This is a genomic window from Agrobacterium sp. 22094, from assembly GCF_052046015.1.
Lineage (GTDB): Bacteria > Pseudomonadota > Alphaproteobacteria > Rhizobiales > Rhizobiaceae > Agrobacterium > Agrobacterium cavarae.
Genome location: NZ_JBQEPX010000002.1, coordinates 39044 through 51121 on the forward strand (window position 1 = coordinate 39044; position 12078 = coordinate 51121).

Annotated in this window: 10 protein-coding genes; 1 reads left to right on the forward strand and 9 read right to left on the reverse strand. The window is 55.4% G+C overall.

Annotated elements, in window-relative coordinates:
• Nucleotides 1-314 precede the first annotated feature (314 nt).
• The 8 genes from ACTJK5_RS12695 to ACTJK5_RS12730 all read right to left on the reverse strand — a co-directional run bounded on the left by ACTJK5_RS12695 (nt 315) and on the right by ACTJK5_RS12730 (nt 9768).
• Nucleotides 315-1784, reverse strand: coding sequence for a M20 family metallopeptidase (locus ACTJK5_RS12695; RefSeq protein ID WP_440612634.1), 1470 nt, complete (start codon nt 1782-1784; stop codon nt 315-317).
• A gap of 104 nt (nt 1785-1888) precedes the next feature.
• A complete protein-coding gene (locus ACTJK5_RS12700; protein ID WP_440612635.1) occupies nt 1889-3430 on the reverse strand; it encodes an ABC transporter substrate-binding protein in 1542 nt (513 codons plus the stop codon).
• A gap of 39 nt (nt 3431-3469) precedes the next feature.
• Nucleotides 3470-4330, reverse strand: coding sequence for a serine hydrolase (locus tag ACTJK5_RS12705; protein ID WP_111846779.1), 861 nt, complete (start codon nt 4328-4330; stop codon nt 3470-3472).
• Nucleotides 4331-4347: 17 nt separating this feature from the next.
• Nucleotides 4348-5976, reverse strand: coding sequence for an ABC transporter ATP-binding protein (locus tag ACTJK5_RS12710; protein ID WP_116493325.1), 1629 nt, complete (start codon nt 5974-5976; stop codon nt 4348-4350).
• A complete protein-coding gene (locus ACTJK5_RS12715; protein ID WP_062599723.1) occupies nt 5973-6791 on the reverse strand; it encodes an ABC transporter permease in 819 nt (272 codons plus the stop codon). The genes ACTJK5_RS12710 and ACTJK5_RS12715 overlap by 4 nt, the downstream gene beginning before the upstream one ends.
• Nucleotides 6788-7732 (reverse strand): ABC transporter permease, encoded by a 945-nt coding sequence (locus ACTJK5_RS12720; RefSeq protein WP_111846531.1) that lies wholly within the window; start codon nt 7730-7732, stop codon nt 6788-6790. The genes ACTJK5_RS12715 and ACTJK5_RS12720 overlap by 4 nt, the downstream gene beginning before the upstream one ends.
• 169 nt (nt 7733-7901) lie before the next feature.
• Nucleotides 7902-8816, reverse strand: coding sequence for a LysR family transcriptional regulator (locus tag ACTJK5_RS12725; protein ID WP_062600543.1), 915 nt, complete (start codon nt 8814-8816; stop codon nt 7902-7904).
• 40 nt (nt 8817-8856) lie between these two features.
• A complete protein-coding gene (locus tag ACTJK5_RS12730) occupies nt 8857-9768 on the reverse strand; it encodes a LysR family transcriptional regulator (protein ID WP_112957053.1) in 912 nt (303 codons plus the stop codon).
• 100 nt (nt 9769-9868) lie between these two features.
• On the opposite strand from ACTJK5_RS12730, the gene ACTJK5_RS12735 reads away from it, so the two are divergent.
• Nucleotides 9869-11245 (forward strand): MmgE/PrpD family protein, encoded by a 1377-nt coding sequence (locus ACTJK5_RS12735; RefSeq protein WP_440599008.1) that lies wholly within the window; start codon nt 9869-9871, stop codon nt 11243-11245.
• A gap of 212 nt (nt 11246-11457) precedes the next feature.
• Here ACTJK5_RS12735 and ACTJK5_RS12740 read toward each other — a convergent pair whose 3' ends face one another.
• On the reverse strand, nt 11458-12033 hold the full coding sequence (locus tag ACTJK5_RS12740; protein ID WP_440612636.1) for a GNAT family N-acetyltransferase: 576 nt from the start codon (nt 12031-12033) through the stop codon (nt 11458-11460).
• Nucleotides 12034-12078: the final 45 nt, after the last annotated feature.

Below are 12078 nucleotides of genomic sequence, written 5' to 3' on the forward strand. Positions count from 1 at the left end.
GTTCGTTTGTCGATTCGTGAGAATCTGGTTCCGTAATTCTTCTAAAATAAGCAACAATCTTTAAGACGCCTAGCGAAGCGTTCCGATCTGAAACCAACATACCCAAAGCATAGAGTATCTGTCTGACAACCATGCGGTACAACGTCAGATCGGCAAGTAGGCGGACTCACAATGCCCTCCGGCACGCGCTTCCAGAACGCGAATTGAGGCGCGCTGACGCCCAGAAGGCGCAACAGCATCCACCTCAGGAAGCTCGCTTTAACGCTCGCTCCTTATTGACTGGGGCGCTCTAGCGTCTGTTTGATATTCATCCGTTACCCCAGCGATTGCTCCTTACTGGAATGCAAAGCACCAGGCATGACGTTTTCAGGTATTGGGCAGACATAAGGGTCGTCGCCCCTTGCAGCTTTCCATTCTGCTGTTGCCTTGGCCAACAGACTCGGAGATGTTGCCAAATCAAGGCCCGTCGAAGCAAGAGCTTTAGCAGCATGCACCATTGCCTTATGGGCTGCACGGCTTCTGCCCTGCGCCACGACTTGCCATGTATGAGGGTTTGTTCCTATCGCCCAAGTTGGCGCCCAGCACTGTGCGGTAGGTGTCACACGGCTGACGTCGCCCACATCGGTAGATCCTGCTCGAAAATGGGAGTGCCCTTCGAAAGCACGCAATCCCAAATGTAGCGGCGTCGATCCGTCAATCTTCTCGTTGGAGAAGACATCATCCTTGATCTGATAAAGTTTGATGCTGCTCTTGATCGCTTCCTGCGTAAATGTGGCTTGGATTTTACGGGCGAACTCCATGTCTGCCTCATCAAACGGCACCGGCCCAATCGCCATCAGATTTTCGTGGATTGCGTTTTCAAGCGTGAGGTTCGGCAGCAAGTTTGTGGCGGCGGTGTCGAACACGATCTCCACCTCAGTTCCGGTCATCATGGCGGCACCGCGCGCGACCTGATCCACGCGCTCGGCCAGTGCCAGAGCCTGGGGCATTTCGGGCGCGCGAACGAGATAAAGCACCTCTGCTTTTGCCTGAACCACGTTAGCGGCACGTCCGCCTGCATCGGTGATGGCATAATGCACGCGGCAATCCTGCGGCATGTGCTCGCGAAGGAAGTTGACACCGACATTCATCAGTTCGACGGCATCGAGAGCCGACCGCCCAAGATGAGCCGCATTGGCGGCATGCGCGGCGGTGCCTTTGAACCTATAGTAATACTCAAGTACCGCGAGGTTATTTGTCGATCTGACGCCATTGAATGGGGCTGGGTGCCAGGTCAGTGCGGCGTCCACATCGTCGAAGGCACCTGCCCGCACCATGAAGGTTTTGCCGGAACCGCCCTCCTCTCCAGGGCAACCATAGTATCGAACTGTCCCCGGCAGACCATTAGCCTCCAAATGTCTTGCCAGCGAGATTGCCGCGATGAGAGACCCGACTCCTAATAGGTTATGGCCGCAGCCGTGACCGCTGGCACCCGGCTCACCTTCCCGTTGCTCATCAATGTCCGCAAGCTGGCTCATGCCTGCAAGAGCATCATATTCGCCAAGGAATGCGATGACAGGTTTGCCATGCCCGTATTGGCCGACAAACGCGGTTTCCATTCCCGCGATGCCTTCCTCAACGGAGAAACCATGTTGCTTCAATGTCTCAACAAGAAGTTTGGCTGATTTATATTCGTCGTACTTCAGTTCTGCCAGATCCCATATTTGATCACTTATGGATGTAAAATTAGGAGCTAGGTCGTCGATCGATTGCGTTAGTGATTTCAGGGCTGATTGATCTGGCATGCTGTTCCTCGAGACAAAGCGAAACCGGCACCGCGCATCGATGATGGCAGAGGGCTTCTGTGCATATGAAAGGCACCGCTTATTCGCGGTGCCTAATGACTGGATTATTTACCGACCGACACTTCCCAAAGCCGCGCGTTGGATTGCCAGACCGGCTGACCCTCAAGCGACTTGGTCGCTCCCCAAACGTCGATCATGTCGTAGAGGAAGATGCCTGGCATATCCTGCAACATGAGCTCGTGGAACTGGTCGAAGATTGCCTGACGCTTCTGCTGGTCGATTTCCGCATAAGCAGCCTTCATCAGTTCGATCGCCTTCGGATTATCCCACATGAGCGAAGCGTTCTTGTCCTTATCGCCCACATAGAAGCTGTACATCAACGCAGGATCGAGACGGGGTGCGACGGATTGCGAAATGATCTGGTAATTGCCAGAGCGGCGGCGATCAACCTGCGTTGCATAGTCCAGAACTTCGATCTGCACGTTCAGACCGATCTGCTGCAACATCGCCTGAGCGATGACGGCTGCCGGGAAGCTGGGTACATTGCCACGCTTGTTGGCGATGATGTTGATTTGCTCACCCTTGTAGCCGGATGCTTCGAGTTCCTTTTTCGCCGCATCAAGATCGTAAGGAAGACGCTTCTTCTGTGTCTCGCTGAAGTAGATAGAGTCCGACGCCACCATCGAGCCGTTGGCCTTTCCGGTACCATTGGAGGCCGCAGCAACAAGCTCGTCCATGTCAAGCGCCATCGCGATTGCACGGCGAACCCCGGGTTTGCTCATGACGGGGTCGCGGGTCTGGATGTAGAAGAGGTTTTTGCCGTTGTTCTGCGAAATAATGACCTTGGCCTTTTCGCTCTTCTCAAACTCCGGAATGAGATCAGGCGAGATTTCCGCAGTGTCGAGCACACCCGATTGGAGACCTGCCTTCACAGTGGATGCATCGGGGATGACCATGAACTTGATGCCATCCACCAGTGGTCGCTTCGAGCCGACCATGCCATCCGGTTTGCCGTCATTGGCCGGAGACTGGTAGTCATCGAACTTGGACAGATGAATGTATTCGCCTTTCTTCCACTCGTCCCATTTAAACGGACCGGTTCCGATTGGCTTGTCGAACGCACCATCCGCTTTGAGGGAATCCTTTGAGATCACTCCGGTGTAACCGCATTCCGGACGCGCCATCAAACCGAGGAAGACAGCAGAGGGCTTTTCCAGAGACATGGTGACGGTTTGTCCATCAACGGCTTTGATAGTTGTCACCTTCACTGTACCGCCGTCGAAATCCTTGACGCAGGTCCACTTCGTGGCGGGGTCCATGTACCGGTTCCAGTTCCACACCACGTCATCTGCGGTCAGTGGCTTGCCATTGTGGAACTTGACGTTCTGACGAAGCTTGAAGGTGTATGTCAGGCCATCGTCCGACGTTTCGACGCTTTCAGCCAGCAGCGGCTTGACCTCACCGTTATTGGCGTAGCCTACAAGTCCTTCAACAATATGGAGGATGACGCCATCCGTATTCCCATCCCGGTTGACGCCGGGGATGTTGCTGCGAAGATCCGAACTCTGCGCAATGACGATATCGCGCGCGTGGGTCGCGCCCGAAAGCGCCATCAATATAGTTCCAGCAAGAAGTAAGCTTTTCATGTTCTACCCTCTGTTATTGTTGGTTTTAATGCTGTTGGCTCAAGCTCGAAACTCATCCCAGCAGACACGCGAAAGGCGTCCGATGGTTTCGAGAGACATGGTGTATCCCGGTGTTCCATCCGGCATCTCCTGCGGCACCTGATCCGTGAAAGCGGTGATGATGTAGAGCGGTTGACCATCGCTGTAGACGATGCCCGCATTCATCCGGCCGCGCTTCCCTGTGCCGCCCTTGTGAGCGACGACCGTACCGAACGGCAGACGCGAAGGAATGGCGTATCGCAGAATCTGATTTTTCAGTGTCTGCAAGGCGTAGGCACTCAATTCTTTGGAGACGCCCAACCGCTTCGAAGCCTCTTCGGAACCCTGAGCATCGAGAATCGACTGAAGCAGGAACATTTGATCGCGCGCCGTCGTCGTCGTAACGGACTTCAAGGAATGATCGGGAGACAGAGCGAGCGGCGGGATCAGAAAACGGTGATGCGTGCCTTCCATGCCGATTGCCTTGCAATAGCTGTCCACTTCCTCCAGCGTCAGGCGCTCGAAGACCATCTTGGTGCAGACATTGTCGGAAAGCACCATCATGCCGGTGATGGCATCGCGAAGCGAGATCACGATGCCCGGCGTCAGATAGCGAAACATTCCGCTTGCGACTTCGTCGGCAAAGCGCGCCTCGTAGACAATCTGCTCGTCGAGATCGAGCCTACCTTCATGCACAGCCTTCAGCGCCGCCATCATGATCGAGGTCTTACGGGTGCTGGCGGAAGGCGTTTCCTCATCCGCTCCGCGTTCAAAAACCTCGCCATTGCGCAGGTTCTTAATGCTGAAGCGCGTGACGAATGGCTGTGCATTACAGATAGCGTTCAGCCTTTCGGCAGTTGATCCGAGATTGCCGGATATCATAGGTGCAGTATTCATCGTCACGCCTCCAAGCGCCACTTGAGTTTCACGCCGCCGGTCTCGTTGAGATCGAGCGCGGGAATTGCCGAGAGAAGGCGCCGGGTGTAGGCCTGCTTCGGCATGTCGAAGATCGTGTTGCGGTCACCTTCCTCGATGATCCTGCCGTCCTGCATGACAATGACGCGATCAGCGACCTGTTCAACGACGCCGAGATCGTGGCTGATAAACAGGCAGGAGAAGCCATATCGTTTCTGCAAATCGGAAAAGAGCGAGAGCACCTGCGCGCGAACGGTCACGTCCAGCGCCGAAACGGGCTCGTCGGCAATGAGGAATCGTGGTCGTCGCGCAATCGCTCTGGCAATGGCCACTCTCTGCCGCTGTCCGCCCGAAAGTTCATGCGGATAGCGAAGGGCGAATTCGGCGTTGAGACCAACTTCTTCCAACGTTTCGTAGGCGCGCTTCATCTTCGCCACCCGGTCTATTCCGGGAACGAGACGCAGCGCCTCTTCAACGAGAGCAAGGATCGTCATGCGAGGATCAAGCGAGGAGTAGGGATCCTGAAAAACCATCTGGCAATTGAGGCGATAGTCGCGCCAGTCCTGATCGCGCGTGCGCCCCTGGAAAAGAACCTCGCCTTCAGTCTCCTTGACCAATCCGGCAATCGTGCGTCCCAAGGTCGTCTTGCCAGACCCGGAACCGCCGACCAGAGCCACAACTTCGCCTTCATGAATGTCAATCGAGACTCCATGCAGTGCGCGTTTTGGCTCGCCCTTCTTGAGAAACGACTTCCGTCCAGGATAATCCACGACGATGTTGCGGGCCGAAATCATCGGTGCGGATATCGTATCGATAGGCCTGACTTCACCGCGCACGGGCAAGGATGACAGAAGCTTGCGCGTGTAAGGGTGCTGGGGGAGTTCCAGTATCTGCTCAGTCGTACCGGCTTCAACGATGGAGCCCTTTTCCATAACGACGATCCGGTCTGTGTAGCGGGCCACCATCGGTAGGTCATGGCTGATGAGAAGGACTGCCGTGCCTTCTGCCTTCGTCAGTTCCACCATCAGTTCCATGACATCGCGCTGAATGACCGCATCGAGCGCCGTCGTTGGTTCATCGGCAATCAGCAACGCCGGTTTTAAAAGCATGACGGATGCCAGCATGATGCGTTGGCGCATGCCGCCGGAGAACTCATGTGGATAGGACGTCAGTGCTCGCTCAGGATCGCGAATGCCGACACGTTGCAGCATGGAGAGAATTTTCTCGCGCCTCGTGGAGGCTTGATCCTGCGTGTGCAGTGCGAGCCCCTCCTCCAGTTGCCGTCCAATCGTCATGGACGGGTTGAGCGAGGTCATGGGCTCCTGAAAAACCAATCCAATCTCCGCACCACGCAGCGTGCGCAAGTCCTTTTCACTAATTGCGGTGATGTCGCGGCCCTTGAAGATGACCGTACCTGCCGTCTTGCGAATGACGGGCGGCAGCAGAGAAACAATCGCCCTTGTCGCAAGAGATTTTCCCGAACCGCTTTCGCCGACGATGCCGAAGATTTCACCCGGCGCGACATCGAAGCTGACATCCTTCACCACGCCGACATCGCGACGGACGATTTCCAGCGAAAGATTGCGGACGCTGAGAAGCTTTCCTTCAGTCATTTCAAACCTCTCATGCGTGGGTCGAGTTTATCGCGCAGAGCATCTCCGAGAAGGTTGATGCCAAGCAATGTGAGTGCGATGCAGAGGCCGGGGAAGAGTCCGAGCCAGACAGCCTGTTCGATGAAAGGCCGACCTGCAGCCAGCATGTTGCCCCATGTCGGTGCGGGAGGCGGAACACCGAGACCGAGGAAACTCAAGGCACTTTCCGAAAGGATGGCCCAGCCGAACATCGAGGTTGCAAGTACGGTAATTGGGGCAAGGCAATTGGGCAGGATGTGTCTGAACATCGTGAAGATTTCGCCATTGCCCATCACGCGGGACGCTTCGACGAATTCGCGTTCCCGCAATGACAGCACGGCTCCTCGAACGACGCGCGCCATGGACGGCGTGTATGCGATGCCCAGCGCGAAGATGATGCCGTATTGATTTGCGCCGAACACCGCGAGAAGTCCGAGTGCCAGCAAAATGCCGGGGAATGCCAGCAGTGCATTGTTCACGGCCATGATCAGGCCATCGATCCAGCCACGGGCATACCCGCTGATGAGACCGATCAACGTACCAGCCACAACGGCGAAACCGACCGTAAGGCAGCCGATCCAGACACTTGCTCGTGCGCCGACCATAAGGCGGCTGAGTACATCTCGCCCGAACTCATCAGTGCCGAGGAGATGCAGTGAGCCGGGAGAAGCCAGTTTTGCCGTGAAGCTCAGCTTCATTGGATCGAAAGGCGTCCAGAAGAGGCTCAGGGCTGCGACGATGAGCAGAGCAGCGATCAGAACGCCGCCGATCAGGCCATTGAGAGAAACCTGTTTCATTCGGCCACCACGCGCGGATCAAAGAGGGGATATAGGAGATCGACAATCAGGTTGACGACCACATAGGACATGGCGACGAAGAGAAGGCAGCCCTGAATGACGGGGTAGTCGCGTTGGAAGATGCTATCGACCATCAGGCGACCAAGGCCCGGAATGGTGAACACCGTTTCGATGACGGCGATGCCGCCAAGCAGATTTCCAAGGATCAGGCCGATCATCGTCCATGTTGGACCGAAGGCATTCTTGAAAGCGTGCCTCCAGAGAACCGCCCGCTCCGAGAGTCCCTTGGCACGGGCATGGGTGATGTAGTCCAGCCGCAGCACTTCCAGTGTGGAGGCGCGGGCCATGCGGATCAGAACCCCGGCCTCATGGATGACAAGCGTCATGATGGGCAGGATCAGATACAACAGCCCGGACACGAAATCATCCGAGAGAGACACATATCCCAGCACCGGCAGCCAGCCGAGCTTCAGTCCGAAGAAAAGAAGCAAAAGCAATCCCAGCCAGAAGGTCGGGATCGAAAGCAGCACTGTCGCCGTGCCGATCAGTACGAGGTCCGTGGCGCTGTTCTGGCGCCACGCCGCTATGACACCGGCTGGCACCGCGATGAGGCTTGCCAGAATGACCGCGACCACGACGATCTCGGCTGAAACCATGAAGCGCGAAACAACCAGCGGAAGCACCGGCTCCTTGTTCACGATAGACTGGCCGAAATCACCGCTCAGCACATTGCCCGCCCAGACGAAAAACTGCTGCGGCAGTGACGTATCGAGGCCAAGTTCAGTGCGCATCTCGGCAATTTGATCTGGTGTCGCCATGTCTCCCAGCATCAGAGCTGCCGGATCACCTGGGATGAAACGAATAAGAGCGAAGACTGTGATTGCGACGATCAACAATGTCGGGATCGCCATCAGCAATCGATGGAATATGAATCTTATCATCGGTTCCCCTGAACGCGATTGGCGGGACCGGATCTACAAAGTCACCGGCTGTTATGTTTGAAACTATGACGGATCAAAAAAATGAGCGCAATATTATGCATTATCTTCATAGGCTAATGCATATTTTGCAGACGCAGGTGCGCGTTGAGTTTGATCTGTGGCGCGGTGCTTAACAGCTAGAGCAATGCTTTTGTGAGATTTCGATTTGGCGCTTGAGCGCGTCCATCAAGGCTTTTGCTGCCAGAGAAGCAGACGTGCCAGAGGGGGTTGCGAGCGCAAATTCCTGCTTGGTGACCGGAACGAATGGGCGCTGCACGATAGGAAGGTTTTGGTAGAGATTGGCAAAAAAGCTGCTCAATATGGCAACTCCCAAACCGTGAGCCACATAGGAGCAGGCCGAACTGTTGGTATGAGTCTCGATTTTCACGTTCTGCCTCACGGCTTCGCGCGCAAAGGTCTGATCGAGCAGCATACGTGTCGGCCTTTGCCGACCGATGAGAATAAGCGGCACCCCACGCAGGTCCCGTGCACTAATTTCCTTCATCGACGCAAGTTCGTGACCTTCGGGCAGAACGCAAACGCTGGTGCCTGATGCCACAATTTCCATATCGATCCCAGGTAAAGCGGGATGTTCGTTGCGCAGAAAGCCGAAATCGATGACCTTCTGCTCAACCAGACGTGCGATGTTGGATGTCGTCTCGAAAAAGGTTTCGATCCGGACCGACGGGTAATCACGCACGAATTCCTTCATCATCGCGGGCGCGAAATTTTCCCACATGCTGCTGGGAAGCCCTACCCGCACCAGTTCTGGCCCTTTTGCACCGCTGCGGAGATCTTCCGCCAGTCCTGAAAACCTGTTCAATCCAAGCAGGATCGTTTCGGCATCCCGCGCCAGAATACTGGCTTCAGGCGTTGGGATAAGTCTGCCCTTATCTCGATCAAAAAGCCTCAGTTCCAGATCGGTCTCTAACTGCTGAAGGAGACGGCTCACGCCGGACTGGCTAAGCCCCATGCTCTTGGCGGTAGCGATCGTCGACCCTGTTGCAAGCAGGGTTTTCAGAACCTCAAGCTGCCTGAAATTGATCATGCTTTCGCCACTCCCTCTCCCGCCGATATGAAAACGCTTAAGCCCATTCCCGGATGTAGTTCAAGAACGGCAGAGCGATTTTCGGAAGCGGGGAGAGTTCGGAACTGACGATTGCGTAATCGACGGAGATGGTCGGTTCAAGCGGAACGAATGCCAGTGGCAAGGCCTGATATTCAAGCGCCAGCAATTCGCTGACGATTGCGATGCCCAGCCCTTCCGCCGCAAGAGCGCAGCCGCAACCGACGGAATGCGCTTCGATTGCCGGGCGGCGGCGAAGTCCTGCGCGATAAAAGATCGCTTCCAACTCATGACGGACGGCCCGCTCCCGATTGAGAAGTATCAGATCCTCGGTCTTCAATTGTTCAACGTTGATCTTCTCCCGACCGGCAAGCGGATGGCTCTTACGGAGAACACAAATATTACGCGTCGGCATGACGTGCTCTTCGCGAAGTCCCGGCGTCGGCGACGGCAGGCGCGTGAAACCAAGATCGACCGCCCCTTCCGCTACCATCCGTTCTATCGCAAGATAATTCCCAGAGGCAATTTCGATTCTGACGGGACCTGCTTCGGCCAGAAATCTCTTGATCAGACGCGGCACAAGCGTTGCGGAAAGGCTCGCAGGAAATGCTATCCTCAACGGGATTTCCGTCGAGCGTCCCTCTTCCAGTTCCTGCGCCGTTATTTTCAGAGCCGTAAGCTTGTCCGCAATGGCGCGGATTTCCGGTCCTAGCTTCAACCCCTCACGCGTCATCGAAAGTCGGTTCTTATCCCTGTCGAACAACCGAACACCGAGGTAGATCTCCAACTGATGCAGAAGTCGGCTGGTGTTGGATTGAGAAATACCGAGATCAACGGCAGCGGCAATGGTTGAGCCTGTGGCCGCAATCGCTTCGAAGGCCTGAATATGCTTGATGCTGATCTGAACGTCGCCCGATTTTTTCAGTCTCATTCTCCCGGATAACGTCACCCGTCATTTGCATAAGATTGCGCCGATAGACCTGCCCGTTCATCAATGCAGCTCTCTCCGAGTTTTGCAAGGAAGCGCGTCAATGACAACCGTTCTCGAAAAGATTGCCCGACAGGTCATTGCAAGAACGTCCTTTTCAGCAATCGCAATAGAGCGGGCGGAAGACGCGATTGTGGATACTATCGGCTGTATGATTGCGGGCAGGAATGACGCTGCCCCACGGTCTGTGGCCGCAGCTTTTCGTGACGAGATCAATGAAATTGGCGCATCGCTGGTTTTCACAGGAGGCCGCGCATCGCGCTCCATCGCTGCCCTCATCAACGGCACTGCCGCCCACTGCCTCGATTTCGATGACAATTTTCATCCCGCACGCGCCCACGCATCAGCGGTCCTGGTGCCAGCGCTTCTCTCCGTCGCGACGAGCAGCGACGAGTTTTCGGGCCACATGATGGTCAGAGCATATCTTGCCGGGCTGGAAGCGCAGGGATCCATTGGCTTCGGCGTCATCCCCTCGCACTATAATCGGGGCTGGCACGGAACCTCGACAATCGGCTGCGTCGGAGCCGCCGCAGGTGTGGCCGTCCTTCTCGGACTTGACGAAGCTAAGATAGCAAACGCAATGAGCCTCGCCACAAGCATGGCCTCGGGTCCAAAAGGACAATTTGGCACCGGAGCAAAACCCTTTCACGCAGGCATCGCGGCGCGAAATGCGATCGAGGCCGCGTTACTTGCCCGATCGGGTTTGGGCGGCAGGCTCGATATCCTCGAACGATCGCAAGGCTTCCTCGATCTCTTCGGAGGCAACGAAGCGACGGGGTGGGCGGACCTCACATGGAACGAGGAGCACATCATCGAAACCCGCGGTCTGGTCACGAAACTTCATCCATGCTGCGCATCCACTCACAGAGCCATTGACGCGGCGTTGGACCTTCAAAAGAAATACGGATTTTCGCTTGATGACATCGAACGGATCGATACGAAAGTTGGAAGATCTGCATTTGACAATCTTCCCTATGACGATCCTACCGATGAAATGCAGGCGAGGTTTTCCATGCATTACTGCTTGGCTGTCGCGCTCTCGGGCGGAGGACTATCACTCCGTGATTTCACTCCTCAAGCTGCTACGCGGCAAAGTTTCCGAGCCCACATGGCGAAGATCAGTATTACTTCTTACAGCGCAGAAGAAGAGCGCGGCGTTGAGCGCCTACCGCATCAAGTCCATATCTCGTTAATGGATGGCCGGAGGTTCTCCACCGAGCGCCTTCACGCCAACGGCTCTATAGTCGCACCTTTAAATGGCGGGCAGAAGCTTGCAAAACTTGAAGATTGCTTGCGGTGGGCAGGACATTCCAGGGCGCTTATCACCCACTCCGAATTGAAAGCAATTTGCTCCGGAAAGAGCGTGAGGACCGTCTGCGATGATACGTTGCAACAATTTTTTAGTTTGTCCCGAATTTAAACCATCACCTATGTGCCCTCTTGAGGCACGAAGCGGAAATTATTCCTGCGCCCACGCCCGGTTGACTAAGCCCAAACCCAATGCAAAAAGGTAGCAACCAATGTCGCTCGCGATGGAAAAAACAGATGGGATTTCAAGACTTTTCCAACAAGCAATTTCTGAAATTCAAGGTTTCCCAGCCGAGCCATTTTGAGCGAATTTTCAACCAAAATTCAATCAGCGCCGCAATCATGGCCCCTAGGCAAATGATCGCGCACCATAACTAGCGTATCGGTTTGCCGGTGGGCGGTTCGTGTTACCTCCTGATAGCCACATTGCTCGGCAAGGCGGAGGGATCGCCTGTTTTCAGGTGCAATGATGCACGCAGACGTACGCGGTGTGATGGATCTATCAAGCCATTGCAGCGCAGCGTTCAATGCCTCTCGGGCATAACCTTTTCCCTGCATTGCAGAGGTAAGAACCCATCCACCTTCAGGCACGCCCTTCAGTTGAGGAAGGCCGGCGCGGTGCCAATCCGCGAAACCCATCTCCCCTACGAAATCACCGGTCTTGGTCTCACGAATAGTCCAATAGCCATAACCAACCAGCGCCCAGAGGCCTCTATAACGTAAAAGGCGCTGCCAAACCTCATCGTCAGTGGAAGTACGGCCTCCGATATAGCGGACGACATCGGGATCGCTCCAGAGCTGAACCATGTCCGCAAAATCAGACACCTCTGGCAACCGCATCGTAAGACGATCGGTCAAAATGACATTCGGGGCTTCATTTTGCATGGCAAGTGCGTCCATCGAACCTCAGTCGTCATCAGCTCTTACATTATCTGGTCGCGTCAA